The organism is Actinomadura meridiana (assembly GCF_039537545.1).
Taxonomy (GTDB): domain Bacteria; phylum Actinomycetota; class Actinomycetes; order Streptosporangiales; family Streptosporangiaceae; genus Spirillospora; species Spirillospora meridiana.
This window is the reverse complement of the sequence record NZ_BAABAS010000016.1, coordinates 135,203-161,985: the sequence shown is the minus strand read 5'-3', so window position 1 is coordinate 161,985 and position 26,783 is coordinate 135,203. Positions and strand designations below refer to the sequence as shown.

Here is a 26,783-nt window from a genome sequence, read left to right as displayed (position 1 = left end):
ACCCACAACCTCAACTGTGGATATGTGGATACTGTGAGGCCACATGCTTATCTAAATGGCATTGGGCTTTGGCCGGGCCGTACAATGCACGCGCGCTGATGCCTTCCTTTGACGGCTGGGTCACAGCGGGTGCCGCGGAGGGGCACGTCAAGGCAAAGATCATCTTCGACCCGGAATGGGACTCGTTCACCGGCAAGGGTCGTCGGCCGACAGACTCGTTCTCGGTCGGCCTCACTTGGATCAACGAGCCGTCTCCTGAAGAGCCCAGCCGGTCGGTTGACCTAAAGGGCACCGGCCCGACAGCAAAGCGCGGCCCGTGGATCGATCGCCCCCGGGGATGGTTCTGTGCTGCCTATGGGCCGTTCCGCAGGCTTATCGGTGGTTCCGCCGACGCTCAGCGGCTGATGCTGGCATCCGGTCCGGTTTCGCGGTTGGCCAGCCTTTTCAACGAGGATGCTTCGCTGGCCGAAAGTGTCAGCTGGTTGGTCGACCTGCACCTACGCCAGTTGGAGCAACGTCCGGGTGCGGCAGAGTTGCTCACGTTCGTTCTCTCCCTGCTCAATGATGGATTGTTGCCCGACGGCTTCCAGGTCTTGCGTGTGGACAGCGATGGACTGTGGGCCAGCCGGGACGATGATGTGATCCCGCTACGTGAGATGAGCGATGGTTACCGCACTGTCACGGCGCTGGTGCTAGATCTGGTCCGACAGCTGCATCAGGTTCACCGGGCTGAAGCCGCTACGGCGGAAGCTCTGGCGAGCACACCCGGCGTCGTGCTCATCGACGAGATCGACGTCCACCTGCATGTGAGCTGGCAAAAGAAGATCGGCGAATGGCTTAAGAGTCACTTTCCGCGAATTCAGTTCATTGTCAGTTCACACAGCCCGTACATCTGCCAGAGCGCCGACCCTGGCGGTCTGATTCGGCTACCCGGGCTTGGTGAAGACGTACCGCCGCGTGTAGTGGACGAAGACCTCTTTAGGCGTGTCGTGTACGGAAGTGGCGACGACGCACTGCTCACCGACCTGTTCGGCGTCGACTCGCCATACTCGGGCCAGGCCGAGGAATTGCGTCGCCGACTCACGTCGCTGGAACGAGCAGTCCTGCATGGCCGAGCGAGCGAAGAGGAAACACAGGAGTACGAACGGCTGCGCGACCGGCTGACCAGTTCACTCACCGCCCGGGTGGACGAGGTCGCCGCGAGGATCGCCTGACCGAATGATCCCCCTCCAGCGGACCACGCTTCTGTCCGAGGCCCACGATCGATTGCAGGAGCGTGCGGCGCGTCTGCATGCCACGCTTGGAAGGGTCAAGCCGGACACCCGAGTCACCGAAGCCCGCGAAGCCTGGAAGTCCGCCAGAACGGTCCGTCGTGACCTCATGGAACACCTCACGCTTATGGCATCTGGCATTCGTCGGTGCATGTACTGCGGAGACAGCCTCGGAACGGACATCGATCATTTCGAGCCCTTGGCAGAGGCCCCGCCGCGGGCCTTCGACTGGCCCAACCATCTTCTCGCCTGCTCGTACTGCAACAGCAACGCCAAGCGCGAGCTCTTTCCTCGTGGGGAGGATGGAGAGCCGTTGCTCATCGATCCGTCCAGCGAGGACCCGTACGACCATCTTGAACTCATGCCGAGCACCGGCCTCTATACGGAGCTCACCGCCCGTGGTAAAGCGACGATCGAGATCTTCCGGCTGAACCGGCCCGATCTGGAACGAGGCCGGAGATCCGCCTTCGTTCGGATCAAGTCGATGCTGCGGGACCACGCTCAACTGGGGCAGGATGGCAAGGATGAAGAAGCACACGAGATAGTGGCCTCTCTCCGGGACCAGCCCTTCGCCGACGTGTTGTACGCGATGCTGCGTTTCCGCGCTTTTCCTGGGGCTTCCACGGTGCTGGGAGATCCGAACCTGCCTGCACTCTTGGATAACCCGGTCTTTCACTTCTGGCCGGAGGCCCGGTCAGCGTAGGCTTCTAATCCCACGGGTCCCGTGTCCCCAACCTCAGGGGACGGAACAGTTAGGCGAGGTCCTTGGACATGTGGACTACGTAGCGGCCGCCTACGTCTTGGCGGCCGGTTTCGTGGTAGCCGAGGGATGTGTAGAGGGCGATGTTGGTCTTCATCAGTTCGTTTGTGTAGAGGCGTATGCGTGGGAGGGACAGCATGCGGGCGTGGTCTTCGGCGAAGGAGAGGAGGCGGTGGCCTATGCCCTGGCCGTGGTGGGTGGGGGCTACGGCCACGTTCTCGATTAGGAGCGTGTCTTTCTCGGGGATCAGGACGATTAGGCCGTTTAGGTCGTCGTTGGTGACGAATATCTGGCCTGCTTCTATGAACTCGGTGTAGTTGGCGTCCATGGGGATTGGGCGGACGCCTATTAGTTCTGCCCATGGGGTGTAGGCGGCTTCTACTATTTCTTCTATGCGGGGGCGATCGGCCTGGGTGGCTGGTCTGATCATTCGTCACCCCGTGTTCTGGAGGCCTGCGGCTACGCCGTTTACGGAGAGTAGGAGTAGGGCTTCTAGGTGGGTTCTTTCGTTTTCGTTTGTTACGCCCTTGCGTAGCGCTTTTAGGGCTCTTAGTTGGAGGTGGGAGAGGGCGTCTACGTAAGGGTTGCGCAGTTCTACTGCTCGGGAGAGGACTCTGCGGTTTTCTAGGAGGCGGTCGTGGTTCGTTACCGCTAGGACCAGGCGGCGGGTGCGATCGTATTCGGTTAGGACGGTTTCGGTTAGGTCGGGGCGGCTGCCTAGAGTTAGGTAGCGTTCGGCTATGGCTCGGTCTGACTTGGCCAGGCTCATATCGGCGTTGTCGAGCAGGGTGTTGAACAGGGGCCAGGTTTCGTAGGCGTCGCGGAGTTCGGTCAGGTCGGCGCCGTCGGCTGAGACGGCCGCCAGGCCGCTGCCCAGGCCGTACCAGCCGGGGAGGTTTACGCGGGTCTGCGTCCAGGCGAACACCCATGGGATGGCTCGGAGGTCTTCTAGTCCTCGGGCGGCCTTGCGGCGGGACGGGCGGGAGCCTATGCGCAGGTCGGCTATCTCTTCCAGGGGGCTGACTTGGGCGAACCAGGCGGCGAAGTTGTCGGTTTCGATTAGGGAGCGGAAGGCTGTGCGGGCGGCTTCGCTGATCTTGTCTGCTAGGGGACGGAAGCGGGCGGCGGCCTCGTGGGCTCGGTCTTGAACCGCGTCTGTGGAGGCTAGGAGGACGGCGCTGGTGACCTGTTCCACGTGGCGTTTTGCGATTTCACCGTGGCCGTAGCGGGCGAAGATGACTTCGCCTTGTTCGGTGACCTTGAAGCGGCCCGCTACCGAGCCGGGGGCTTGGGCGAGGATCGCGCGGTTGGCGGGGCCGCCGCCTCGGCCCAATGAGCCGCCGCGGCCGTGGAAGAGGGTGAGCGTGATGTTGTTGCGGGACGCCCACGCTGTGAGGGCTTCTTGGGTGTCGTAGAGGCGGAGGGTGGCGCTGGTGGGGCCTAGTTGTTTGGCGGAGTCGGAGTAGCCGAGCATTACCTCTAGGCGGCGGTCTGTTTCAGCTAGGCGTTGTTGGACTGCCGGGAGCTTGAGCATTCCGTCCAGGACGTGGGGTGCGCGTTCTAGGTCTTCGCCTGTTTCGAAGAGCGGGATGACGTCGAGGGTGGGGGCTGCTTCGTTGAGTGAGGCTGCCAGGGCGTGGACGTTGGCTATGTCGTCGGCGGAGCGGGTGAACGAGACGATGTAGCGGTGGCAGGCTCGGACGCCGAAGCGTTGCTGGATCCACGAGACGACGCGGAGCGTTTCGAGGATCTCGTTGGTCATGTCGGAGCGTTCGCCGTCCAGTTCGGACAGGGCCTGCTCGTGAAGTTCGGAGTGTTGGCGGATCTCCAGTTCGGCCAGGTGGAAGCCGAACGTCTCGACCTGCCAGATCAGGTTCTGGACGCGGCCGTATGCCTGCCGGGGCGCGCCTGCGAGGGCTAGGGAGTTCTGGACGGTCCGCAGGTCGGCGAGAAGGTCGTCCGGGGTCGCGTAGGCGAGGTCGGCGTCGCGGTCGCGGGTGGCGGCTATGCGGGCGGCGGCGTGGAGGAGGAGTTGGCGGTGCGGTTCGCCTGGTGAGCGTTTGGCGATCTCGTCCAGGCGGGCGGGGTGGGCTGTGCGGGCGGCGGCGAGGATGTTCAGGAGGTTGGGCGAGGCGGGTGTGGTGGCCTCGTGGACGGTCAGTTCGCGGCCGATCCGGGCGCAGGCCGTTTCCAGGGCGCGCAGGACGTGGTCGGCCTGGATCATGATGGCGTCCCTGGTGACCTGGGCGGTGACGTAGGGGTTGCCGTCGCGGTCGCCGCCGATCCAGCTGCCGAACCGCAGGTAGGGGCGGGCCAACGGTGGATTGGTGCCGTCGCCGCCCAGGGCTCGGTCGAGCGCTCGGTAGACGTGGGGCACGGTTCGGAAGATCGTCTCGTCGAAGGCGGCCATGGCGGTGCGGACCTCGTCGAGCGGGTCCATCTGGGCGGCGCGGCGCAGGGCCGTCCGCCAGAGGAGGTCGATCTCCTCGCGGAGGCGCCGCTCGATCTCGTCGCGTTCGGTCGCGCCGGGCGTGTTGTTCAGGGACGTCAGCAGGTCGCTGATGCGTTGGATCGCGGTGACGACGGCGCGGCGGCGGGCCTCGGTGGGGTGGGCGGTGAAGACGGGGCGGAACTCCAGGCCGTCGATGAGGGCGTCGAGGCGACCGCCGGGGATCTGCTGGACGGCCGCCGCGACCGAACCGGGCACGATGGCGCCGGTGTCGCGGTCGCGGAGCGTCCGGATTCGGTGGTGCTCCTCCGCCAGGTTCGTCAGGTGGAAGTAGACCGTGAACGCGCGGGCGACCTGTTCGGCACGTTCCAGCGTCCAGCCGTCAACGAGGGACGCGACCTCCTCGATGCCCGTGTCGCCGCGGCGGGCCGCGATGACCGCGTGGCGGAGGCGTTCGACGTCGTCCAGCAGGTCCTGTCCGGCGTACTCGACCAGGGCGTCGCCGAGCATCGCGCCGAGCAGGCGGACGTCGCGGCGGAGCGGTTCGGGCATGTCCTGCCGGATGGTGTCGCGTGTCTTCGTGGCCACCCGACCCAGCGTAACGAGTCCCCCGCCCGCGCCTGTCTCTGTGGGGGGACGACCCCCCACACCCCCCGGCGTGTCCCTGGCGGTCCACGGGCGGTTAACCTGGCGCGCATGGCGACGGAAGCCCCTGAACCCCCCGTGGACTACGACGTCCACACGACGGCGGGAAAGATCGCGGACCTGGAGCGGCGCCGGTACGAGGCCGTGCACGCCGGGTCGGCGCGTGCCGTGGAGAAGCAGCACGCCAAGGGGAAGATGACGGCGCGGGAGCGGATCGACGCGCTGCTCGACCCGGGCTCGTTCGTCGAGTTCGACGAGATGGCGCGGCACCGGTCCACGAACTTCGGGATGGAGAAGAACCGTCCCTACGGCGACGGCGTCGTCACCGGGTACGGGACGGTCGACGGGCGTCCGGTCGCGGTGTTCTCCCAGGACTTCACCGTGTCGGGCGGGTCGCTCGGCGAGGTGTTCGGCGAGAAGATCTGCAAGGTCATGGACCACGCGATGACGACGGGCTGCCCGGTCGTCGGCATCAACGACTCCGGCGGCGCGCGGATCCAGGAGGGCGTCGTCGCGCTCGGGCTGTACGCGGAGATCTTCAAGCGGAACGTGCACGCGTCGGGCGTGATCCCGCAGATCTCGCTGGTCATGGGGCCGTGCGCGGGCGGCGCCGTGTACTCCCCCGCGATCACCGACTTCATCGTGATGGTCGACCAGACGTCCCACATGTTCATCACCGGACCGGACGTGATCAAGACGGTGACCGGTGAAGAGGTCACGATGGAGGAACTGGGCGGGGCGCGCTCGCACAACTCCCGGTCCGGCGTGGCGCACCACCAGGGGTCGGACGAGGACGACGCGATCGAGTACGTCAAGGCGTTGCTGTCGTACCTGCCGTCCAACAACCTGTCCGACGCTCCCGCGTTCGACGTGCCGGTGGATCCGGAGGAGCTCGTCGACGAGCTCGACACCCTCATTCCCGACTCGCCCAACCAGCCCTACGACATGCACACCGCCATCGAGCACGTGCTGGACGAGGGCGAGTTCCTGGAGGTCCACGAGCAGTACGCGCCGAACATCATCGTCGGGTTCGGACGGGTCGAGGGCCACTCGGTCGGCGTCGTCGCGAACCAGCCGATGCAGTTCGCCGGGACGCTCGACATCGACGCCTCCGAGAAGGCCGCCCGGTTCGTCCGGACGTGCGACGCCTTCAACATCCCGGTGCTGACGTTCGTGGACGTCCCCGGCTTCCTGCCCGGCACCGACCAGGAGTGGAACGGCATCATCCGGCGGGGCGCGAAACTGCTGTACGCCTACGCGGAGGCGACGGTCCCGCTCGTCACGGTCATCACGCGGAAGGCGTACGGCGGCGCGTACGACGTGATGGGGTCCAAGCACCTCGGCGCCGACATCAACCTGGCGTGGCCGACCGCGCAGATCGCGGTGATGGGCGCGCAGGGCGCGGTGAACATCCTGTACCGGCGGGAGCTGGCCGCCTCCGATGATCCGGACACCCGCCGCGCCGAACTGATCACCGAGTACGAGGACACGCTGGCCAACCCGTACGTCGCGGCCGAACGCGGTTACGTCGACAATGTGATCAAGCCGTCCGAGACGCGCGGGCAGGTCGTGCGCGCGCTGCGGGCGCTGCGCGACAAGCGCAAGACGCTGCCCCCGAGGAAACATGGCAACATCCCCCTCTGACCCGCTTCGGGCGGAGCCGAGGGGCTGGGGATCCAGCCCCAGGTGAGAGCATTGAGCCGCTTTGGGACGGAGCCCCCCGGGAGCTGGGGATCCGCCCCCGGATGGGAGCATTGACCCGACGCTCCCAGAAGGCGAGGAAGTCTGGTGACCGCGCAGGACGAACCGTTCCTCCAGATCGTGCGGGGCGACCCGGGGCCGGAGGAGATCGCCGCCCTCGTCGCCGTGCTGACCGCCCGCGCCCGGACGGCCGCCACCGGGAACGACGCCGGGGAGAGTCCCTCGCGGTGGGCCGATCGGTCACGGCTCGTGCGCGCTACGTACGCGAGCGAACCGCGACCGCGCGGCCGCGGAGCGTGGCGGGCGAGCGCCCTGCCGCGCTGACGGACAACCGTCGTTCGCGCCCGGTGACGGTCCCGCACGAATAAGGTGGAAGGCCATGGCCACCTCGGAGTTCGTCCCACAGCCCGCGCGCTACGCCATATTCGTCGACGCGGGATACCTTTACGCGGCCTCCGGGGCCCTGCTGCTCAGTTGCGGGTCCAGGCGGGAGTACCGGGTCGCGGCCGAGAAGCTGATCAAAGCGCTGACCGACCACGCGGACGAACAGCGGCGCGGCGAACTCCTCCGGGTGTACTGGTTCGACGCTGCTCCGAAGCGACAGCCGACGGTTGACCAGCGCGTCATAGCGAACCTTCCGCTGGTGAAGCTGCGCCTTGGAAACCTGAACGCGCAGGGCCAGCAGAAGGGCGTGGACGCGCAGTTGCGCGCCGACCTTGAGGCCCTCGCCCGGCACCGGGCGATCACCGACGCGGTGTTGCTCGCCGGTGACGAGGACATGTTGCCCGCGGTCGAGGCGGCGCAGCGGTACGGGGTGCGCGTCCACCTGTGGGGCGTCGAGCCGACGCACGGGTCGAACCAGGCCGAGTGGCTGGTGTGGGAGTCCGACACGGTCGAGGTGCTGCCCGCCGACTTCCTGCGCCCCTACTTCACGAAGGCGAAGCTGCTGCCCGCGCCCGCGCCGGGCACCGCCGCCGCCGTCCGGGACGCCGCGGCCGCCGCGCAGCGCACGAGCCCCGTCCCGTCCCCGTCGCAGGTGTTCGCGGGACGTCCCCCGGCGGTCAAGCCGGTGCCCGCCGCCGCACGCACCAGCGTGCCCGTCCCCGGCGGCGTGACGCCCGCGACGGTGGCCGCGTCGATGAACTCGGCCGCCGCGGCCGCCGCCGACGGCAAGCTCGGCCCCGACCGCGACCACATGCTGGAGATCGGCGAGCATGTCGCGCAGAAGTGGATCTTCGAGCGCGGCCGGGACAACATCCGTGACCTGCTGCCCGGGCCGATCCTGCCGCCCGTCATCGACAAGGAACTGCTGATCGAGGCGGAGAAGGAGCTCGGCGGGTCGCTGCGCCCCTACCAGGAGGCCCGCACCTGGCTGCGGGACGGTTTCTGGGAGCGCGTCTACCGCGAGTTCGGCATCGGAATCGGCAAGTCCGACTAACGTCGCCGCCCACTCCCATCCACCCCGCGCGCTCCATTCGCCCCGCTGGCCGCACCTGCCCCGCCGCGTCCGTCCCGCCCGCGTTCTGTCGCGTTTCGCGATTGCCCTGACACGGAGAGTCGTGACTCGGTAAGGTCCCCGCCGGGACGGGGGGAGGCCGCGCATGGGGTGTGGGGGACGATCGCGGGCCGCCGCGTTCCGGATCGCCGTGGCTCTCACGCTGTCCGCTGGCGCGGTCGCGGGGTGCGAGTCGTCCGTCCCGTTCTACCCTCCGGGCAAGGGGCCGCGCGACGGCCCGGTCGTCGGGCTCGGGGCCCCGGCGCCGTATCTGCCCGCGCGTCCGGGCGCCCCGCCGACCGCGCCGCTCCCCGAACCCGCGCCCGCGCCCGCGCCCGACCGGCCGGGCGGCGGGAGGCGGGCGCGGCTGTACGTCGCGAAGGGCCGGGTCATCGACATCGTCGACCTCCGCACGCTGCGGATCGTCGGCCACCTGCGCACGGGGATGGTGGCGTCGCAGATCGTGCCGTCCTGGGATCTGCGGCGGTGGTGGGCCGCCGACCGGGCACACGGGGTCCTCGTCCCGGTTTCGGCTGGTGGGCCGGGGCGTCCGGTCTGGGTGACCGGAGCGGTCAGGCTGTATTTCTCCCCGGACGGGCATGACGCGCTGGTCCTGGCCCAGACGCCGAACCGCATCGACGTCCGTGACCGCGCAACGATGCTGCCGAGGGCGTCGGTGCCGCTGCCGTGCCGAGCCGGGCACGCCGGTTTCACGCTGGACGGGTCGACGCTGGTCGCGACCTGCGCGTCCACCGGAACGCTGGTCCGCGTCGACCGCGCCACCCGCCGCGTCACCGGGACGATCCGGCTGCCGCGAGGGGCCAGGCCAGGCGACCTGCGGCTGTCCCCGGACGGCACCGCCTTCCACATCGCCGACCCCGCCACCGGCGGCCTGTGGCTCGTGGACGCCCGCCGGTTCGCGCTGCTCGGTTTCGTGCCGACCGCGCCGGGCGCCCGCGGCCTCGCGATCAGCCGGGACGCGCGGCGGCTGTTCGTCGTGGGCGGCGGTGTCCTCACCGCCGTCGACTTCGCGACCCAGCGGGTCACCTCCCGGGGCCCGCTGCCGGGCCGCGGCTCCCCGGTGCCGGGCGGGGTGTCACCGGACGGGACGGCCCTGTGGCTCGCCGACCCCACCGGTCTCGTCTACGCCGTGTCGACCAGCACGGGCCGCGTCCTGCGCACGTTCAGGATCAGCGGGCGCCCGGTGGGGCTGTGCGTCCACCCGCCGCCGGGCCGGTACTCGCTCGGCGGCACCGGCGTGTACCGGTGACGGACGGACCGGTGGCGGTCAGCGGGAGCCGACGCCGCCCCAGTCCGGGAGAAGCTCCTCCACCAGCGACTCCGTCTGGGGTTGCAGGCGGTCGAACAGCGCGTCGCGGGCGATGCGGCCGCGCATCTCGTCCACGATGACCCGGACCTGCGCGACGTCGCCGGTGGCGTGGGTGGCGCGCAGCAGGTCGCGCCACAGGCCCTCGTCGTCCGGTGCGAGTCGCAGCCCGGCGCGGGCCGCGCTCACCGCGCCGCGCGCGTCGCCCTCGTCCAGCCGGAGCACGACCAGCCGGTGCGCGACGTCGATGACCCGCGCCGACGCCTCGTACTCCAGGACGTGGTCGGCGAGCCACGAGTACCGGCCGCGCGGGCGGCCCGCCAGCAGCGGCCCCCGGACCAGGTCCAGCGCGTACGACATGTAGGCCGTCTCGGACGCGGGCTCGGCCGCCGACCGCCACACCAGCCAGCGGAACACGGCGAGGTCGACCCGCACCTCCGAGCCCAGCCTGATCCGGCCGCGCTCGTCGTAGTACAGGTTCGGGCGGCCCCGCGCGTCCCGGCCGAGCCAGTCCGACACGCGCGCCACGCTGGCGTCACGGACGCCCGCGCTCACCCCGCGCGGCCAGATCGCGCCGGACAGCACCGTCGGGTGGACGCCCTCCGGATGCGCCGCCAGGTACACCAGCAGTTCGGTGCACAGCTCGCGGCGCTCCTCGTCCATCGGGCCCGGCGCCGCCACCTCGATCGGGCCGAGCAGCCGGACGTCGACCGACGACTGCTGCGCGGTCGGCGGCTCCACGCCGCCGTCCAGGTCGGGCAGCCGCACCGACTCGGTTCGGTTCGCCGTTCTGAACAGGTCGAACACGCGGCGGTAGGCGTCGTCGGGGACGAGCTGCGCGTCGACGTCGAAGCCGAGCACCCCGGCGTGCAGGCGCCCGGCGGCGTTCACGTCCCAGGTCCAGGTGGCGCCCTGCACGTCGCCGGGGACCAGGTATCCGGAGGCCATCCGGGTACCGGTGCGGGCGAGGGCGACGAGCCGTTCGGCGTCCCGCTCCGACGGGTGGTCCGCCGCGATCAGGTAGTGCGGCATCCACGCCTCGCCGAACACGCCGCGGCACCGTCCGGTGAGCACCGAGTCGACGCCGGACGCGGCGAGCGCCTGCCGCACCTCCTCGCTGCGTCCCTCCAGCTCGGGCAGCGCGTCGGCGAGCGTCGGGACGGACCTGACCCGGTCCGGCGCGATCTCCGCCAGGGCCTCGCCCAGCTCCCCGTCGAACCCGACGAGCGTGATCCGCATGTGGTCGGACCAGCGGTTGGTGGCCAGCTCGATCGCGATCGCGGACAGCGCCGCCCGGCGAACCTCCTCCGGCCCGCGCAACGCGATCAGCCCGTGCGCCGCCTCCAGGTCGACGAGGATGCGGCCGTTGTCGTTCGTACCGATCGACACCAGACCCGGATAGGGCGCGAGGACGTCGCCGAGGTCGGACGCCTCAAGCGCGGCCAGCGCGTCGCCGTGCAGCCGCCACACCTGCCCGCCGTCGAACGCCTCCCACGGCGCGGGCGGGTTCCGGTCGGCGGGCGCGATCCACAGGTCGAGGCTCCGGCCACGGCCGAGATGCACGCCGTACACGGTCGGCAGCGGACGTCCGCCCGCCGCCATCGACTTCGACAGCTGCCGCAGGCCGAGGTCGAGCAGCTTGGCCGCGTCCTCGTCGGCGCCGAGCCGCAGCGCCCGCTCCGCCGTGGCGGCGTCCCCCTCCGGCCGGACGATCATGTCCCCGAACTCGCGGTCGCGCAGCTGGGCGCGGCGGCGCCGTCCCAGCACGACGAGCAGCCCGGCGGCCAGCAGTGACCCCGCCGCCAGCCCATGCGGCCAGCCGACGTCGAAGCGCCCGGTGTCCTCCTGAACGGCCGACGGCTGCGCGTCCGGCAGCTCCGCCACCGGCCCCTGCGACGGCGGCGCCTCGGTAGCGGGCGCCTCCGGTGCGGGCGCCTGCGTCTCGGGCGCCTTCGGTGCTGGCTGTTGAGACGCGGGCGGTTGCGTCGCGGGCGGCTGGGAGGCGGGCGGCTTCGTCGCGGGCGGGTGAGTGGCAGGTGGCTGCGTCGCGGGCGGATGGGTCGCGGGTGGCTGCGTCGCGGGCGGCTGCGTCGCGGGCGGATGGGTGGCAGGTGGTTGGGAGGCGGGTGGTTGCGTTGCTGGGGGCTTGGACGCGGGGGGTGGGGCGGGTTGTTGTGGTTTTGGTTCGGGTTGCGGTGTGGTCGGGGCGGACTCGGTGGGCTGCTCGGGCTTGTCCGGCTTCTGCGGGGTCTGCGGCGGCTTGGGCTTGGGCTTGGCGGGCGCGTCGTGGACGGCGTGGCCGTAGCGGAAGTAGTCCTTGAGGTCCTTGACCGGGATGACCTTCGCGCCCTTGGCGTCCGCGGGCATCTCCAGGATCCAGCCGGGACGGATCAGGCTGGCGATGGTGAGCCTCGTCCCGTCCGGCTGGATGTGGTCCTTGTTGAGGGAGTAGATCTCCTTGTAGCGGCGCCCCTCCCCCAGGCACTTCTCGGCGATCTCCCACAGGCTCTCGTGGTGGCGTCCCTCCGGCGGATGCACCCGGTAGATCTTGGTGGTGGCGGTGTCCTCCATCAGGGTCTCGGCCACCACCGGCTCGGCGTGGTCGGTCAGAGCCGTGTTCAGCGGCGCGGCCACCGGCCGCGGCTGCGTCTCCGGCGCCTGCGGGGGTGTCTGCGCCTGTGTCTGGGCAGGGGGACGCTGCGTCAGCCCGCCGCCCCCGGCGAACGCCGGAACGATCACGGACGTGGCGCTGAACAGCAGCAACGCGGCCACGACCAGGCGGTGCACCAGTGACTGCGTCCCGCCCGCCAGCGGCACCCGCGCCGGGACGCCGACACCACGGATCCCCGCGTACAGCTCGACGGCCACGCACGCCGCGAGCTGGACCCAGGCGAGCCACACCAGCACAGCCAGGATGTCGATGAGCGAGCCCGGCCCCACGCGCCGCGTCAGGTCGGACGCGGACGGCACGTCGTCCGGCAGCGGCGACCCGAACAGGGTGAGCAGCGCGAACGGGACGCCCACGATCAGCACGGCCAGTGCGACGACGGCGGCGATCCCGGCCAGCACGTCACCCGGGCCGCGCCGCCGGACCCGAACCGGTGTCCTTTGCCCTTGCCGAGTCACCATCAAGCGCCCCTGCCCGCACCACGCCTGGACGTCGCACTCATCGTAGGACTGTTTCCGCTTCGGCTCACGGCTCGTCGCCTCCCGTGACCGGACGCGCGGTCGCGCCGGAGGTCAGCTCGAACTCGCCGAGGCCGGGGATGATGCCGAGCAGCTGCGGCCGGACGCTGATCCGCACGGTCACGGCCACCTGCCGCTCGTCGGCCTCGCACCGGGACCCGGTGACCTCGTCGCGATAGGCGGCGAGCATGTCGCACGCGGCGGCGCGGGCACGGGGCGGGTCGAGGACGGGTTCACCGGTCTGCCGGAGCCGCTCGGTGTCGATCTGGTTGGCGCCCGCGCGGGCGGCCTGCTCGGCCATGTCCGCCGCGCGCTGCCGGGCGTGGATGGCGAGGCCGCCGTCCACCAGCAGCCCGGCCAGCATCAGGACGGCGGGTGTGAACAGCACCGTGTACAGGGCGATCGTGCCCCGGTCGCCGCCCCGGCCCCGATCCCGGCCCCGATCCCGGTCGCCATCCCGGCCCAGGTCCCGGGCCCGGTTTCGATCGCGGTTGGCCGGATCGCGGCGTCGGCTCGGCAGGGTCATGGTTCGTCTCCGGGGTCCGTGCCACGGAACGTGAACGTGTCGATGGGGGCGATCGCGTCGCCCTGGAGTCGTTTGCTGCCGGGCAGTCCGATGAACGACAGGTCGCCGAAGTCCACGTCGCAGGTGATCGTCACGCCGACGCGGCCGCCGGGCCGCCAGTCGGAGACGTCGGTCCGCACGGTCGGGCCGCCCGCGCACCATTCGGTGTCACGCAGCCCGGCGGCGGCGGTCTCGGCGGCGAGGTTCTGCGCGGACGCGGCATTGCGGGCGATGGACGCCGCGCGCACCGCGTCCCGGGCGGCGCCGTCCACCTGGCTCTGCGCGTCGACCATTCGCCCGGCGGCGGACAGGAACAGCAGGAACGCGACGAAGATGGGCGTGACCAGCACCATCTCCAGCGACATCGAGCCCCGGTCGGTCAACGTCACGGCCCGCCTCCGCGCTGGCAGGCGGTGCCGTCGCCGACGTCGGGACGGAAGCATTCGATCGGCCCCCGCGAACGCTGCGAGACGTGGAACCTCATGAACGGGACGACGGACACCGCGTAGCCGCTGACCTCGACCCAGCGTTCGTCGCCGTCCTCGCCCGTGCGGACCTGGAGGCCGTCCAGCAGTTCGGGGCCGATGGCGCGGGCGTCGTCGCGGGCCTTCGTGGACGCCGCGCCCTCCCAGCCGCCGCCGACCGGCGATGTCCGCGCGACCCGCGCGCCGGACTGCGCCGCCGCGAGCGCGACATGACGGGCGTGGAACACCATCGCGAACTGCACGACGACGAACATCAACAACATCAGGACGGGAGTGAGCAGCGCCCACTCCATCGACGACACCCCGGCGTCCGAGCGAAGCCGGAACCGGAGCCGCCGCGTCAGCCGGTGTTGATCGTGTTGGCCTTGTCGGTGACCTTCTTCGTGATGATCGCGCCGATCGTGATCGCGAGCAGCGCCAGGATCGCGGTGATGATCGCCCATTCGATCGCGGACGCGCCCCGGTCGCGTTGCTCCTCGGCACGCAGCCGGGCGAGGCGTACGGCGACCTGGGCGCGCAAATACGCGACGAACGGGTCGTTGAACGGGTTGTGCTGACTCATCGTGGCACCTCCAGAGGGCCGTCTCGGCGGTGTCGGCAGTGCGGTCAGTAGTGGGGTCGGTGGTGGGGACGGGCGTCATGAGGCGAGCACCCGCATCAGGGCCGGGTAGGCCAGGAAGATCAGGAATCCGGCGCACAGGAACAGCTGCGCGACGAGCATCGACTGGGACCGTTCGCCCGCCTTGCCCTCCAGCTCCGACAGCTCCCGGCTGCGCATCGACGCGGCGCGAGCGGCGAGGGACTTGCGGATCTGCGCGCCGTCGTCCTGGACGAGCGCGAGCGCCCCGGCGAGGTCGCGCAGCTCGGCGATGTCGAGTTCTTCGCCGAGCCGTCCAAGCGACTGCCAGGGCGTCTGCCCGGTGATGCGGGAGTTGGCCAGGACGTCGCGGATGCGGTGCATGGCCCAGCCCTCGCCGACGTTGGACGCGGTCATCAGCGCCTCCGGGACGCCGCGTCCGCCCGCGAGGTTCATCGAGACCAGGTCGAGGAACGCGCCGACGACGTGCCGGAAGTCCTGCCTGCGGGCCTGCGCCTCCTGCCGGAGCTGCATGTCGGGAAAGAAGAAGAACAGCACGGCGAACAGCACGCAGAACCAGACGGGCACCGCGACGGACGAGCCGAGTCCGAGCAACGTGAAGTACGCGACGATCAGCGGGATGAACAGCAGCGCGGCGGCGGGCAGCAGGAACTTCGTCGCGAGGAACCCCTCCAGCGACCGTTCGGTGATCGCGAGGTCGGCGCGGACGGACCGCAGCCGCCACCCGCGCGCCTCGTAAAAACGCGCCAGCTCGGTGCCGAGCCTGGAGCGGATCCCGCCGACCTTGTCGAGCGTCGGGGACAGCCGTCCGGCCTGCTGTTCGGCCAGCTCGCGGTGGCGGGTGGCGTCGAGCGCGGCCATCCGGGCGGCGAGGCCGGGACGCTGCGGGAACAGCGCCCGGACGAGCAGGTACAGGCCGAGGCCGACGACGGAGCCCGCCAGCAGCGCGGCGTTCAGTCCGTTCACGGCGCGCCACCGCCCCCCTGCCAACCGGCGACGGTGCTCGGCACCTCGCCGGGCACGCCGGGTTGGGACGCCTTCCGCGATTCGCTGAGGAACCGCCCGGGCAGCTCGTAGTTCGACAGCCGCCGCAGCCACAGGAACGCCGCCCCGTACAACGCGACGACGACGCACAGGACGAGCTGCCCAAGAACGTCGTCATACGGCTCGACGTACGAATGGTTGAACACGGCGAGGGCCAGCGCCGTGCCGACGGACACGGCGACGACGATCCGGACGCTGCGCCGGGTCGAACGGCGGTCGGCCTCCACGCGGCGCCGCATGTCCAGCTCGGCGCGGGCCGAACCGGCGAGCGCGCTCAGCATGTCGCGCAGGCCCGGGCCGCGCAGCTTCGCGTTCAGGATCAACGCGGCGATCACCAGGTCGGCGGACGGGTCGTTCAGGTCGTCGGCGAACCGGCGCAGCGCCTCCGGCATCGGGACGCGGGTGTGCAGCCGGTCCACCAGGTTCCGCAGCGGCTGCTGGAGCGCGGGCGCGGCGGCGCGCTGCGAGGAGGGGATGGCCTGTTCGAGGCCGACGGACCCGGCGATGGTGTCGCGGAGCGACTCCGTCCACGCGGCGAGGCCCTCCAGCCGCGCCATGGCCTTGCGCTCCTCGGCGGCGCCGCCCGCCAGGCCGTTCCAGGCGAGGACGAGCGCGCCGGTGCCCGCGGCGGCGATCGGCCAGCGCGTCACGACCAGGACGGCCACGCCGACGATGACGGCGACGGCGGTGCGGGTCGTGAGCGTCCGGACGAGCTCCTCGCGGCTGTGGCCCCGGACGTGCCGCCGTCCGGGCACGGACCGGGTGGGCAGCCCGCGCAGCGCCGCGACCAGCAGGATCAGCCCGCCGCCCGCGACGGCGCCCGCGACGATGGCGAGCATGACGTCCGGCGTGTACATCACCAGCCTCCGGCGGACGGGTCGTAGCCGTACTCGGCGAGTTCCCCGGCGCACTGGATGGGGGCGGCGGGGACGGCGAACCCGCCGTTGCCGAGCGCGAACACCTCCGACGACAGGACCCGCCCGTCCACGCCCGTGACCTCCCGGACGCTGGACACGAAGCGGCGCAGCCGTCCGCCCGAGGCGTAGTCGTTGCGCTTCTCGATGAACACGACGAAGTCGATCGCGCCCGCGATCAGCATGTGCGTCGCCTCGACCGGCAGCCGCTCGTTCGACTGGATCGCGTACGTGGAGACACGGTTGAAGACCTCCACCGACGAGTTCGCGTGGATCGTCGACAGCGACCCGTCGTTGCCCTGCGTCATCGCGTTCAGCATCGTGACGATCTCGTCGCCGAGCACCTCGCCGACGATGACGCGGGACGGGTTCATGCGCAGCGACCGGCGGACCAGCTCCGCCATCGAGATCGCGCCCTGCCCCTCGGGGTTCGGCAGCCGCTGCTCGAACGCGACGCAGTTCGGGTGCAGGTCGGGGAAGGCGTCCAGGCCGAGTTCGAGGGCCCGTTCGACGGTGATGAGCCGTTCGTGCTGCGGGATCTCGTTCGCGACGGCGCGCAGCAGCGTCGTCTTCCCCGCGTTCGTCGCCCCGGCGATCATGATGTTCTTCCGGGCGCGGACGGCGGCGCCGAAGAAGTCGCCGAGTTCCGGCGGGAACGTGCCGTTGCCGACCAGGTCGGCGAGGAACACCTTGCCGAGCCTCGCGCGCCGGATCGACAGCGCGGGACGGACGGTCACGTCCATCACCGCCGACAGCCGCGAACCGTCGGGCAGGCGCAGGTCGAGTTGGGGGTTCGCGGTATCGAACGGTCGCGACGACAGCCCGCTGTAGGCGGCGAGGATCTGGATCAGCTCGACCAGTTCCTCGTCGCTCTCGGCGACCGGCTCACCCATCACCTCGCGGCCGTCGGCGTAGCCGATGAACACGCGGTCGCAGCCGTTGACGTCGATGTTCTCGATCTCCGGGTCCTCCAGCAGGGGCTGGAGGCGGCCGACGCCGAACAGCGCGGCGTGGACTCCGGCGGCGAGCGCCTCCTCCTCGTCCGCGTTCGGCGGACGGCGGCCCGAGGTGATCTCGCCGCGCGCGAACTCCTCCAGGACCTGGCCGATCAGCGCGCGGGCGAACTGCCGTTCGTCCTCCCCGGTCATCGACGGCAGGCCGCTCGCGGCGTCGAGACGGCGCTGCTGCGCCAGCCGGTCGCCGACCTCCTGCCGGAGACGTTTGACGAGACCGTGGTCCATCTACCGCCTCCCCTGCATCGGCGCGGGTGCCTGCTCGGACGCCTGTTCCGGCGATGGCGGCGGCAGCTGTGGCGGCGCGGCGGACGGGATGCGTCCGACCAGGTCACCCGCCGCCTCACGGGCGGAGCGGATCAGAAGCGAACGGTCCAGACGCCCGCCCCAGCGACCCGACAACAGCTCCGCGCCCTTCGGGTCGAGGGCCAGGCCGCCGAGGACGGTCACGTCCGGCGGCCTGCCCTGCGCGACGTCGCCGCCCCGCGCGTCCTGGCCGCGCTGGCGGGCCCCGGCGAGGATGCGGTCGACCTCGGCGATCGAGGCGCGGAAGTCGCGCGGGTCGGCGAGGACGAGCACCCCGACGGGCGGCCCGCCGCGCATGTCCTCGGACAGGGCCATCACACGTTCGCGCAGGTGGGCGACCTGTTCGAGGGTGGCGCGGGTGAGCAGGACGATCAGGTCGGCCTCCCGCAGCAGACCGGTCAGCGGCGTCTCGGCGCCGAGCCGTCCGCAGTCGGCGATCACGTCGACGGGCGCGAGGCCCGCGAACGCGCGGCCGAGCGGGCCCCACAGCCAGGTCATCGCCTGCGCCTGCTCGGCGTTGGTGATCCCGACGAGCACGTCGAGGCCGCCGACGAGCCGCTGGCAGTGCTCGGCGATCTGGTCGGGCCGCAGCCCGCGGCGGGCGGTGGCGGCGAGGCTGAGCAGCCCGCGCGACGGGTTGAGCATCCCGCCGTCCGTGTCGCCGCTCGCGTCGCCGTCGGCGGAGGCGGGCAGCCGGTACACCAGGTCGCCGCCCGCCTGGTCGCACTCCGCGACGAGCACCGGACGCGGCCACACGGCGCCGAGCGCGACCGCCGCCGTCGTGACGCCCGGTGCCCCCTTGTCGGCCGCGAGCGCGATGAGTGCCACCGTCAGTTACCGCCCGTGCCTGTGGGCGCACCGCGTCCGGGAGAAACGGGCACCGTGCCGCCGGGCTGACCGCCCTGCTGTCCTCCAGGCTGACCGCCCTGCTGTCCATCGGGCTGGCCGCCGGGCTGACCGTTCGGCGGGACGGGGTTGGCGGGCGGAGCGGCGGCAGGCGTCGTTCCGGCCGGGAACAGCGCGAGCGCGACCGTCCCGGCGGAGGCCGCCTGCGTCACCAAGGGCGCGTCGGCGGGCGAGACGGCGACGTCCACGCTGGTCTGCTCGGACCGCAGCCGGGTGCCACCGAGCCCGCCGCCGCCACCGTCGTCGCTGCCGACGCCGACCACGATCGCGTCCCGGGACAGGACGGTCCCCGGACGGGGCCCGCCGTTCGTGCCGCCGCCGACCGCGTAGAGCAGGACGTGCCCGCCGACCTCGACGCCGCCGGACGGGAACTGGCCCGGCTTCAGCGCGAGGCCCACGGTGAGACGGCCGCTCGTCGGGGCGTCCAGCGGGCTGATCATGGAGTTGGTCAGCAGCGCGCCCTTGACGAGCGGGACGGCCGCGATGTGCCGCGTCACCTTCGCCCGCTCCGACCAGTCGAGGAACTCGATCCCGGTGTCGCCGACCTGGACCTCTTGGAGCGCCGACGCCGGGATCTGCTGCCCGGCCGCGACCGGCTGCGCGATCCGGATCGCCGACACCCGCTCGCCGCTCGCCATCACCAGGTACGCGCTGGCGAGGGCGCCGCCGAGGATGAGCAGGACCGCGAGCGCGGCCAGCGCCGGTTTGCGTTCGCGGGGGGACGCGGGAAGCCGCTGCCCTCCCGACGTGCCGAGACCGGTACGGCCGAGACCCGCCGAACCCTCGGAGATGGTCGACTGGTTGGTCTTCATCGCGCCCCGCCCTTCTGGGGGGCGCCCCCCAGACCCCCGAATCCTGGACACGACGATCCTCGCTTCGCTGCGGTCATCGTGTCCCACGCGCCCCTTCCGCCGTCCTGTGAACGCCATCCAGTGGACGTCGTCTCAGGAGTGTCCGCATCACCGAGCGCTCCATGCTTACGGGGGCGGCAAGGTCACGTCAATGGATTCGGTGGATTGACATCCTCCCCGCCGTGAAGGGCGGGGATTCCTGGCTCACGTTGGCTGGGGACCAGCGGTCCGCCAGTTCTTACACGATCAGCACCAGCCGGGTAGAGACCAGCCCGGACCAGCATCACACGCGCGGAGTTCTTGTCCCGAGACAAGACGACTCCGCACACGGTGCAGGTGTAGGTACGTTCCGAAAGAGGAAGTGCGTGCTTGGTTCTCGCTCCGCACAACGCGCAGTCCATGGTGGTATGCGCGGGATGCACGAGCCGGATGTCCCGTGCGTGCTTGTGGCCCATCTCGATCAGGGCCGCCTTGGTGGCGCCGATCGCCGCGTCAGCGGCTTTACGTGCCATGGTGGTACGGCTGAGGAATTTCGGCCGGAAGTCCTCGACGGCGACCGCGTCATGATCACGGAGTGGGCAGCGAGTCCCGCTTGCGTTTGATGCGGGGCATCCCGGCGCGCTGCCTCACCGCGAGCCTCGCCTTGATGTCCTTGAGCGCTTTGGCGCGCGCTCTGGCGAAGTCGCGGATGGTCTGCTGCTGCGGCACCGACGCGCCCTCACGCAGCCACGACATCGCGTTGCGGGCTTCGGTCAGCATCACGTCGAGCCGCGCCGGACCACACGTCGCCTTCTCGACGGCGTCTTGGTTGGCGGCGTGGACCTTGCGGGACATGGCCACGCACTCGTTCCACAACCATCGGCAGCGCGCCCACTCGGCCATCAGAGTCGCGCGGGCGGTCGACGACACGCGAAGCCGGTAGGTGTACCGGGCATGCCCGGTATCCCCCGCACCCTTCTCTCGTGTCGCCATGACACCATACTACCACTCGCTGACCACTGGAAGCGCACTACTCTAGGGTCATGGATGAAGAGAAGCGCATCACGCTCCGTCTGCCCGCCGACCTGCACGCGTGGCTGGCCGCTCAGGCCAGGTCCGCTCGCAGGTCCCTCAACTCCGAGATCGTCTACCGGCTGGAGATCGAGCGCGACAACGCCGTGGCGGACGCCGAATCGCCCTGACAGTGACTCGGCTTTCCCTGCCCCACTCCGCAGGAGTCCGATTCCTCTCCGGCTGAAGACCGGAACATCCTCGGAGGAACCCGGTGAAGCGGCCATTATCCGGGCCTACCGCGATGACCTGCGCTTTCGTTGATCACGTGGGCACTTACCATCAGTCACTTTCGTCACTGACCGGAGGCGGCGCCGCGCGCAGCCCCATCACCCGCCCGAGGAGCGTCATGGTGTGGTCGAAGTGGTCGGCGCGTGCGTCGATCACGTCGTTGAACTGGCCGAACAATTCAAAACTGACAGTTCCATACAAACCAGCCCATGCCGTAAGGGCTCGGGCAATCACGTCATCGGGGACGTCCAGCCCCACCATGGTGCGCACGCCACCCAGGGATTCCACCATCGAGGACGGCACCGGCGGCGGGTCGTCGTCCGGCGTCCGGACGGCTCCCGCCGCGTACGCCTCGCTGACGATCCGGGAGAAGACGACCGTGTCGCGCACGGCGGCCGGGACCGTGTCGGTGGGCGCCTCGTACCCGGGGACGGGCGACCCGTACAGGAGCGCATACTCGTGCGGGTGCGCCAACGCCCATTCCCGGACGGCCCGGCAGACGGCGAGCCACCGGCCGAGGAAGTCGTCCGCCCGCCCGCCGTCACGGGACGCGGCGTCGGCGCGCTCGACGGCCTCACCGACCGCGTTGTACCCGTCGATGATGAGCGCGGTGAGCAGATCGTCGCGGCTCGGGAAGTACCGGTAGATCGCCGAGGAGACCATGCCCAGCTCGCGGGCCACCGCGCGCAGCGACAGCCCGGCCGCGCCCGCGTCGCCGAGTTGCCGTCTGGCGACCCGGGTGATCTCCCGCACCAGCTCCGCCCTGACCCGTTCCCGTGCCGTCCGACTCGCGCTCATGCCCCGAGGTTATCAGAGCGCCGAACCGAAACGAGAGCACCGCTCTTGACAAACCCGCTCTCAAAAGAGAGCATTGCTCTCGTCGCAGAGCGGCACACCACCCGCCGAGAGGGATGAGGACCATGGGCAAGCACGTGATCGTCGGAGCCGGGCAGGTCGGCGCGCACCTGGCCGGGAAGCTGCTGGAGCGCGGGCACGACGTCACCGTCGTGACCCGGTCGGGTTCGGGCCCGGACGGAGTCGAGCGCGTCAAGGCCGACGCCGCCGACCGGGCCAGGCTCAGCGAGATCGCCGGGGGCGCCGACGTGCTCTACAACTGCGTCAACCCGCCCTACCCTCGCTGGACGCAGGACTGGCCGCCGATGGCCGCGTCCTTCCTCGGCGCCGCCGAGTCCAGCGGAGCGGTGCTGGTGACGCTCGGCAACCTGTACGTGTACGGGCCGGTGGACGGCCCGATGACCGAGGACCTGCCGCTCACCGCGCCCGGCGTCAAGGGCCAGGTCCGCGCGAAGATGTGGCAGGACGCCCTGGCCGCGCACAAGGAGGGCCGCATCCGGACGACCGAGGTGCGCGGGTCCGACTACTACGGGCCGGGCAGCACCGACCAGTCGTACGTCGGCGAGGTCCGGTTCGTGAAGCCGCTGCTGGCGGGCAAGCGGGTGCAGTACCTGAGCGACCCGTCCGTCCCGCACGCCTGGACGTACCTGCCGGACGTCGCCGAAGCCCTCGCCATCGCCGGGACCGACGAGCGCGCATGGGGACGCCCCTGGCACGTCCCGACCGTCCCGGCCGTGTCCACGAACGAGGTGGGCGAGCGGCTGTGCGAGCTGGCCGGGGCCCCGGCGCCGCGCATATCCGAGGTTCCGCGCTTCCTGTTCAACGCGCTCGGCCTGTTCTCACCGATGGTGAAGGAGTTGCGCGAGACCCGCTACCAGTTCGACAAGCCCTACATCCTGGACTCCTCCGCCTTCGAATCGACGTTCGGGATGGCCCCGACGCCACTGGACGAGGGCCTGCGCGCGGTCATCGCCGACCACCGGGAGCGCGCGGCGCGGGCCGCCGCCTGAGGCGCGGGGTAATTAAGCTGACCCCGTCGCAGGACTTCGGAGGGGCTCGGATGCGGATCTCGTTCACGGCGCTGACCGGCGACGGCCCGCGCGACGTCCTGATGGACGTCGACTCCGACACCACCGTGGACGGCGTCGCCCGCGCGCTGGCCGCGCTGCTCGACGGCCCGGGGCCCCGCTTAACGGGCGGCGCCCCGCTGTGGATCGGCGGGCGGATGCTGGACCCGCAGGCCCTCGCCGTCAAGGAGCTGCGGGACGGCGCGGTCGTCGCGGTGGAGCGCCGTGGCGCGGCCGCCACCGTCCTCGCCGAGCCGACCGGGCTGGTGGAGGTGCGCGTCGTCGGCGGTCCGGCGGCCGGGTCGGTGCACCGCCTCGGCCTCGGGTCCGCCGCGATCGGGTCCGGGCGGGACGTGGACGTCGTGCTGGACGACCCGTCCGTGCCGCCCCACTCGCTGCGCCTCACGGTCGGGCGGGAGACCGTCCAGGTCGAAGCCCCGATCAAGGGCACCGCCGCGCTGGACGGGCAGCCCTTGACCTCGGGCACGATCTGGCCTTCGGGCGCTCTGCTGTCGGTGGGGTCCAGCGTCCTCGCGCTCGCGCCGAGCACCGCGCCCGACGCGCATCTGGAGCCCCTGCCGGACGGCGGCCTCGCCTTCGACCGTCCGTCCCGGCCCGGCGTCGCGCGTCACGTTCGGACGCTGGAGGTTCCCCGTCCCCCGGAACGGGCCCGGCTGTTCGGACGCAGGGCCGCCAAGGACTACGAGCGCCGGGCCGCCGAGTTCGACGCCGAGCTGGAACGGCTGCGCCGGGAGGACGAGGCCGAGCGCCGCGCGCTGCACCCCGACCCGGCCGAGATCCTGCTCACCGCGACCGGGCCCCGGCGGCGGCTGTGGGAGCGTCGCCGCGACGACCCCGACGTCCTGCGCCTGCGGGTGGGGCTCGCCGACCTGCCCGCCCACATCGAGCCGACCGGCGGCACCGTCCGGGTGCCGCCCGCGCGCCTGGTGCCGGTCGTCCTGCCGCTGACCGATCTCGGCGTCGTCGGGCTGACCGGGCCGCGCCACGCGTCCCGCGCGCTGGCCCGCTGGATGGTCGCGCAGGCCGCCGCGCTGCACGGCCCGGGCGACCTCGCGATCATCGTCCTGACCGACGACCCGGCCGCCGGCGACGAGTGGAACTGGGTGCGCTGGCTGCCGCACTGCGCGCCGCGCGAGGGCGAGGAGTGCGTCGCGCTCGTCGGCGCCGACCCCGACTCGGTCGCGCGCCGCGTCACCGAACTGGCGATCAAGGTGACGCAGCGGCGCCGCGCCGACGAGGCGGAGCCGCCCCCGTACAACATCCTGATCGTGCTGGACGGGGCGCGCGCCCTGCGCCGTGTCCCCGGGATGCCGATGCTCCTGGCACGCGGCCCCGAGTTCGGTCTGCACACGATCTGCGTGGACGACGGGCAGAACGGCCTCCCCGAGGAGTGCCGCGCCGTGGCCGCGTGGGACGCGCAGAACCCATCGACTCTCCGTCTGCGCGGCCCTGGTCTCGACGTCCTGGCGCTGGCCGACGGTGTCTCCCCCACTTGGACGGACCGGGTGGCGCGGGCGCTGGCACCCGTCCGAGACGTGCCGCGCGAAGACGCCCCAGGGCCCGTCTCCTCCGATGTGCGGCTTCTCGACCTTCTCGACATGCCCGAGCCGACCGCCGACCACATCCTCCAGTCGTGGGCGCGGACGGGCGGCCGCGCGTCCCACGTCCCCTTCGGCCTCGCCGCCGGACGGCCGTTCGAGATCGACCTGCGGGCGGACGGGCCGCACGTCCTGATCACGGGCGAGCCGGAGCCGCTGCGCACGCTGATCGCGTCCCTGGCGGTCGCGAACCGTCCCGACGAACTGGCGTTCGTCCTCGTCGGCCCCGAGGGCGGCGCCGCGTTCCGGGAGTGCGCCGACCTTCCCCACACGATCGGCACCGTCACCGACCTGGCGGGGCGCGCCGCCGAGCGCGCGCTGGAGTCCCTCGCCGCCGAACTCCGCCGCCGCGAGGAGACCCTCCTCGACGCGGGCGTCAAGGACATCGACGGCTACGACAAGCTGCGCCGGGACGACCCCGTCCTGCCGCCGCTGCCACGTCTCGTCCTCGCCGTCGACGAGACCGCCGCCGAGCCGCCCGGGTTCCCGGTCGACATCGGGCGGCGCGGCGGGCCTCTCGGCGTGCACATGGTCCTGGCGCGGGCCGCCAAGGCTCCCCCAGGACGCTGCCATGTGCGCTCCGGTGAGTCGGCGCCGCAGCCCGTCCAGCCCGCGCGGACCGGGGGGCACCGCCCGGGAACCGGGTCCACCGAGCGCGGCGCCGCCGTCCTGCCGCTGTCGTGGCGGCGCCTCGGCCAGCCGCTGCCCGCCCCGCCGGGAGAGCCCGACGACGACGCGGCCACCGACCTCGGCGTGCTCGTCCAGGCGGTCGGCGAGGCCGTCCGCCGCGCGGGCATCGCCCGGCAGCCGTCGCCGTGGCTGAACCCGCTGCCGGAACGGGTCACGCTGACGCCCCGGATCGCGGCTGGCGGCTCCGTCGTGGACGTCCCGCCGATCCCGTTCGGCGTGACCGACCTGCCGACCGTCCAGTCCCGCGAAGATCTGGCGCTGGACCTAGCGTCCGGCGGCCACCTGTACATCGCCGGGTCGGCCCGGTCGGGCCGCTCGACCGCGCTGCGCACCCTCGCCGGGTCGCTCGCCGCCGCCTGCTCCCCCTACGACGCGCACCTGTACGCGATCGAGAGCGGCGCGAACGCGCTGCTGCCGCTCACGTCCCTGCCGCACTGCGGCGCGGTCGTCACCAGCGACCAGCCCGACCGCTGCGAACGGCTCCTCGCCGCGCTCGCCGCCGAGGTCGAGCGGCGCGGACGGCTCCTCGCCGAGGCGGGTTTCGCGTCGCTCGCCGAACAGCGCGCGGCCGTCGCCGCCACCGACCGGCTTCCCTGGGCTGTCCTTCTCCTGGACGGCTGGGAGGGCTTCCTCAGCGCGTTCGAGCCCCATGACCAGGGCCGCGTCGCCGACCAGGTCGTCCGGTTGCTGCGCGACGGCGCCCCGGTCGGCCTGCGGGCCGTCGTCACCGGCGACCGCTCCGGGCTCGGCGGGCAGCTCTCCACCGCCTTCGACCGCCACCTCATCCTGCGCATGGACGACCCCGACGACTACGGCTACGGCGGCCTGCACGACCGGCAGGTGCCCGCCGCGCTGCCGCCGGGCCGCGCCCTCGAACCGGTCGCGCCGGGAGCGGCGCCGCGCGAGTCGCAGATCGGTCTGCTCGGCGACGACCCGTCCGCCGCCGCACAGGTCGCCGCGTTGCAGGAGATCGCGCGCGGCTGCGCGTCCCGCTACGGGCGGCTGCCCCCGCGCCGGAGCCCCCTGCGGGTGGACGATCTGCCCGTCCGCGTCACCTACCGCGAGGCGATGTCGCTGGGCCGCGCGTTCCTCGCCCCGTCCGCCCTGTGGGCGCTGGTCGGCGTCGGCGGCGACACCCTCGCCCCCGTGGGCATCGACCTGCACCTCGCCGGGCCGGGCTTCGCCGTCGCGGGACCGCCCCGCTCCGGCCGCTCCACGACGCTCCGGACGATCGCCCACTCGCTGCTCGACCCGGCCGTCGGCGGCGGCCTCGTGCCCGTCGTGCTCGTCACGCCGCGCCGCTCACCGCTGCGGCTGCTGTCGGGGCATCCGGGCGTCCTCGGGGTGCTGACGTCCGGGTCAGGCGTGGACGACCTCGCCGAAGCCATCGGCGACGAGCACCGCTACGCCGTCGTCGTGGACGACGCCGGGCTGCTCGACGGGACCGGACTGGACAGTGCCCTGCGCGACATCCTGCGCACCGCCAGAGAGGGCGAGCACGCCGTCGTCATCGGCGGCACCACCGCCGACCTCGGCCGGGGCGGTCGCGGTTTCCTCGCCGAGATCCTCCGGTCCCGCTCGGGCGTCCTGCTGTCGGTGGAGTCGCCGGGAGACGGTGATCTGTTCGGGCTCGACCTGCCCCGGAACGCTCCGCTCGGCGGCCCGACCGGCCGTGGTCTGCTGGTCGCCGCAGGGGTCTCCACCCGAATTCAGGCGGCGCTGCCGCCCCCGGCCGCCTCGGACTGAGATGGGCCG

General features: G+C 71.7%; 24 protein-coding genes. 9 read left to right on the top strand and 15 right to left on the bottom strand.

What is annotated here, in order from left to right; all coding sequences use genetic code 11:
• Positions 1-68 precede the first annotated feature (68 nt).
• Together ABD808_RS24185 and ABD808_RS24180 are read left to right on the top strand one after the other, a co-directional pair.
• Positions 69-1,214 carry an AAA family ATPase gene (locus ABD808_RS24185; protein WP_344900485.1) on the top strand — a complete coding sequence of 382 codons (1,146 nt, stop codon included), beginning with the start codon at positions 69-71 and terminating at the stop codon, positions 1,212-1,214.
• A gap of 4 nt (positions 1,215-1,218) precedes the next feature.
• Positions 1,219-1,974, top strand: a complete 756-nt coding sequence (locus ABD808_RS24180; protein WP_344900483.1) for an HNH endonuclease — start codon at positions 1,219-1,221, stop codon at positions 1,972-1,974.
• A gap of 49 nt (positions 1,975-2,023) precedes the next feature.
• Here the strand turns inward: ABD808_RS24180 and ABD808_RS24175 are convergent, their stop codons facing one another.
• Positions 2,024-2,461, bottom strand: a complete 438-nt coding sequence (locus tag ABD808_RS24175) for a GNAT family N-acetyltransferase (RefSeq protein WP_344900481.1) — start codon at positions 2,459-2,461, stop codon at positions 2,024-2,026.
• A gap of 3 nt (positions 2,462-2,464) precedes the next feature.
• The gene (locus ABD808_RS24170; protein ID WP_344900512.1) at positions 2,465-5,032 is read right to left on the bottom strand and encodes a phosphoenolpyruvate carboxylase; all 2,568 of its coding nucleotides are present in this window, start codon (positions 5,030-5,032) and stop codon (positions 2,465-2,467) included.
• A gap of 144 nt (positions 5,033-5,176) precedes the next feature.
• On the opposite strand from ABD808_RS24170, the gene ABD808_RS24165 reads away from it, so the two are divergent.
• The 4 genes from ABD808_RS24165 (at position 5,177) to ABD808_RS24150 (ending at position 9,591) form a co-directional block, all read left to right on the top strand.
• Complete coding sequence (locus ABD808_RS24165) at positions 5,177-6,769, top strand: acyl-CoA carboxylase subunit beta (RefSeq protein WP_344900479.1); 1,593 nt, start codon at positions 5,177-5,179, stop codon at positions 6,767-6,769.
• 144 nt (positions 6,770-6,913) lie between these two features.
• Positions 6,914-7,150, top strand: a complete 237-nt coding sequence (locus ABD808_RS24160) for an acyl-CoA carboxylase subunit epsilon (protein ID WP_425548968.1) — start codon at positions 6,914-6,916, stop codon at positions 7,148-7,150.
• A gap of 55 nt (positions 7,151-7,205) precedes the next feature.
• A complete protein-coding gene (locus ABD808_RS24155) occupies positions 7,206-8,264 on the top strand; it encodes an NYN domain-containing protein (RefSeq protein WP_344900477.1) in 1,059 nt (352 codons plus the stop codon).
• 163 nt (positions 8,265-8,427) lie between these two features.
• The gene (locus ABD808_RS24150) at positions 8,428-9,591 is read left to right on the top strand and encodes a YncE family protein (RefSeq protein WP_344900475.1); all 1,164 of its coding nucleotides are present in this window, start codon (positions 8,428-8,430) and stop codon (positions 9,589-9,591) included.
• An 18-nt stretch (positions 9,592-9,609) separates the two neighbouring features.
• Here ABD808_RS24150 and ABD808_RS24145 read toward each other — a convergent pair whose 3' ends face one another.
• The 12 genes from ABD808_RS24145 to ABD808_RS24090 all read right to left on the bottom strand — a co-directional run bounded on the left by ABD808_RS24145 (position 9,610) and on the right by ABD808_RS24090 (position 20,488).
• Positions 9,610-12,777 carry a BTAD domain-containing putative transcriptional regulator gene (locus tag ABD808_RS24145; protein WP_344900473.1) on the bottom strand — a complete coding sequence of 1,056 codons (3,168 nt, stop codon included), beginning with the start codon at positions 12,775-12,777 and terminating at the stop codon, positions 9,610-9,612.
• Between the two features lie 64 nt (positions 12,778-12,841).
• The gene (locus ABD808_RS24140) at positions 12,842-13,360 is read right to left on the bottom strand and encodes a TadE/TadG family type IV pilus assembly protein (RefSeq protein ID WP_344900471.1); all 519 of its coding nucleotides are present in this window, start codon (positions 13,358-13,360) and stop codon (positions 12,842-12,844) included.
• Positions 13,357-13,788 (bottom strand): TadE/TadG family type IV pilus assembly protein, encoded by a 432-nt coding sequence (locus ABD808_RS24135; protein WP_344900469.1) that lies wholly within the window; start codon positions 13,786-13,788, stop codon positions 13,357-13,359. The genes ABD808_RS24140 and ABD808_RS24135 overlap by 4 nt, the downstream gene beginning before the upstream one ends.
• The gene (locus ABD808_RS24130; protein WP_344900508.1) at positions 13,785-14,177 is read right to left on the bottom strand and encodes a TadE family protein; all 393 of its coding nucleotides are present in this window, start codon (positions 14,175-14,177) and stop codon (positions 13,785-13,787) included. The genes ABD808_RS24135 and ABD808_RS24130 overlap by 4 nt, the downstream gene beginning before the upstream one ends.
• Positions 14,178-14,224: 47 nt before the next feature.
• Entirely contained in the window at positions 14,225-14,446 is a 222-nt protein-coding gene (locus ABD808_RS24125; protein WP_344900467.1) for a Flp family type IVb pilin, read from the bottom strand.
• Between the two features lie 75 nt (positions 14,447-14,521).
• Positions 14,522-15,448 (bottom strand): type II secretion system F family protein, encoded by a 927-nt coding sequence (locus tag ABD808_RS24120; RefSeq protein ID WP_344900465.1) that lies wholly within the window; start codon positions 15,446-15,448, stop codon positions 14,522-14,524.
• The gene (locus tag ABD808_RS24115; protein ID WP_344900463.1) at positions 15,445-16,383 is read right to left on the bottom strand and encodes a type II secretion system F family protein; all 939 of its coding nucleotides are present in this window, start codon (positions 16,381-16,383) and stop codon (positions 15,445-15,447) included. The genes ABD808_RS24120 and ABD808_RS24115 overlap by 4 nt, the downstream gene beginning before the upstream one ends.
• Positions 16,383-17,681, bottom strand: a complete 1,299-nt coding sequence (locus tag ABD808_RS24110) for a TadA family conjugal transfer-associated ATPase (protein ID WP_344900461.1) — start codon at positions 17,679-17,681, stop codon at positions 16,383-16,385. Before ABD808_RS24110 ends, ABD808_RS24115 begins: the two co-directional genes overlap by 1 nt.
• Positions 17,682-18,587, bottom strand: coding sequence for a hypothetical protein (locus ABD808_RS24105; protein ID WP_344900459.1), 906 nt, complete (start codon positions 18,585-18,587; stop codon positions 17,682-17,684).
• Positions 18,588-18,589: 2 nt separating this feature from the next.
• A complete protein-coding gene (locus tag ABD808_RS24100) occupies positions 18,590-19,477 on the bottom strand; it encodes a hypothetical protein (protein WP_344900457.1) in 888 nt (295 codons plus the stop codon).
• Positions 19,478-19,659: 182 nt separating this feature from the next.
• A complete protein-coding gene (locus ABD808_RS24095; RefSeq protein ID WP_425548972.1) occupies positions 19,660-19,917 on the bottom strand; it encodes a hypothetical protein in 258 nt (85 codons plus the stop codon).
• A 166-nt stretch (positions 19,918-20,083) separates the two neighbouring features.
• Entirely contained in the window at positions 20,084-20,488 is a 405-nt protein-coding gene (locus ABD808_RS24090; protein ID WP_344900455.1) for a hypothetical protein, read from the bottom strand.
• 50 nt (positions 20,489-20,538) lie between these two features.
• Between ABD808_RS24090 and ABD808_RS24085 the strand changes: the two genes are divergently transcribed.
• Positions 20,539-20,697, top strand: a complete 159-nt coding sequence (locus tag ABD808_RS24085; protein ID WP_344900453.1) for an Arc family DNA-binding protein — start codon at positions 20,539-20,541, stop codon at positions 20,695-20,697.
• A 151-nt stretch (positions 20,698-20,848) separates the two neighbouring features.
• Here the strand turns inward: ABD808_RS24085 and ABD808_RS24080 are convergent, their stop codons facing one another.
• Positions 20,849-21,595 (bottom strand): TetR/AcrR family transcriptional regulator, encoded by a 747-nt coding sequence (locus ABD808_RS24080; RefSeq protein WP_344900451.1) that lies wholly within the window; start codon positions 21,593-21,595, stop codon positions 20,849-20,851.
• A 122-nt stretch (positions 21,596-21,717) separates the two neighbouring features.
• Between ABD808_RS24080 and ABD808_RS24075 the strand changes: the two genes are divergently transcribed.
• Positions 21,718-22,662, top strand: a complete 945-nt coding sequence (locus ABD808_RS24075; RefSeq protein ID WP_344900449.1) for an NAD-dependent epimerase/dehydratase family protein — start codon at positions 21,718-21,720, stop codon at positions 22,660-22,662.
• A gap of 50 nt (positions 22,663-22,712) precedes the next feature.
• Positions 22,713-26,774 carry an FtsK/SpoIIIE domain-containing protein gene (locus tag ABD808_RS24070; protein ID WP_344900447.1) on the top strand — a complete coding sequence of 1,354 codons (4,062 nt, stop codon included), beginning with the start codon at positions 22,713-22,715 and terminating at the stop codon, positions 26,772-26,774.
• The last annotated feature ends 9 nt before the right edge of the window (positions 26,775-26,783 follow it).

Coding starts and splice junctions, on each gene's coding strand:
- ABD808_RS24170 (WP_344900512.1), bottom strand. CDS start 5,032: ATGCCCGAACCGCTCCGCCGCGACGTCCGCCTGCTCGGCGCGATGCTC.
- ABD808_RS24140 (WP_344900471.1), bottom strand. CDS start 13,360: ATGACCCTGCCGAGCCGACGCCGCGATCCGGCCAACCGCGATCGAAAC.
- ABD808_RS24125 (WP_344900467.1), bottom strand. CDS start 14,446: ATGAGTCAGCACAACCCGTTCAACGACCCGTTCGTCGCGTATTTGCGC.
- ABD808_RS24095 (WP_425548972.1), bottom strand. CDS start 19,917: ATGGACTGCGCGTTGTGCGGAGCGAGAACCAAGCACGCACTTCCTCTT.
- ABD808_RS24100 (WP_344900457.1), bottom strand. CDS start 19,477: ATGAAGACCAACCAGTCGACCATCTCCGAGGGTTCGGCGGGTCTCGGC.
- ABD808_RS24150 (WP_344900475.1), top strand. CDS start 8,428: ATGGGGTGTGGGGGACGATCGCGGGCCGCCGCGTTCCGGATCGCCGTG.
- ABD808_RS24115 (WP_344900463.1), bottom strand. CDS start 16,383: ATGTACACGCCGGACGTCATGCTCGCCATCGTCGCGGGCGCCGTCGCG.
- ABD808_RS24130 (WP_344900508.1), bottom strand. CDS start 14,177: ATGGAGTGGGCGCTGCTCACTCCCGTCCTGATGTTGTTGATGTTCGTC.
- ABD808_RS24145 (WP_344900473.1), bottom strand. CDS start 12,777: ATGGTGACTCGGCAAGGGCAAAGGACACCGGTTCGGGTCCGGCGGCGC.
- ABD808_RS24175 (WP_344900481.1), bottom strand. CDS start 2,461: ATGATCAGACCAGCCACCCAGGCCGATCGCCCCCGCATAGAAGAAATA.
- ABD808_RS24090 (WP_344900455.1), bottom strand. CDS start 20,488: ATGGCGACACGAGAGAAGGGTGCGGGGGATACCGGGCATGCCCGGTAC.
- ABD808_RS24165 (WP_344900479.1), top strand. CDS start 5,177: ATGGCGACGGAAGCCCCTGAACCCCCCGTGGACTACGACGTCCACACG.
- ABD808_RS24070 (WP_344900447.1), top strand. CDS start 22,713: ATGCGGATCTCGTTCACGGCGCTGACCGGCGACGGCCCGCGCGACGTC.
- ABD808_RS24075 (WP_344900449.1), top strand. CDS start 21,718: ATGGGCAAGCACGTGATCGTCGGAGCCGGGCAGGTCGGCGCGCACCTG.
- ABD808_RS24080 (WP_344900451.1), bottom strand. CDS start 21,595: ATGAGCGCGAGTCGGACGGCACGGGAACGGGTCAGGGCGGAGCTGGTG.
- ABD808_RS24110 (WP_344900461.1), bottom strand. CDS start 17,681: ATGGACCACGGTCTCGTCAAACGTCTCCGGCAGGAGGTCGGCGACCGG.
- ABD808_RS24085 (WP_344900453.1), top strand. CDS start 20,539: ATGGATGAAGAGAAGCGCATCACGCTCCGTCTGCCCGCCGACCTGCAC.
- ABD808_RS24155 (WP_344900477.1), top strand. CDS start 7,206: ATGGCCACCTCGGAGTTCGTCCCACAGCCCGCGCGCTACGCCATATTC.
- ABD808_RS24180 (WP_344900483.1), top strand. CDS start 1,219: ATGATCCCCCTCCAGCGGACCACGCTTCTGTCCGAGGCCCACGATCGA.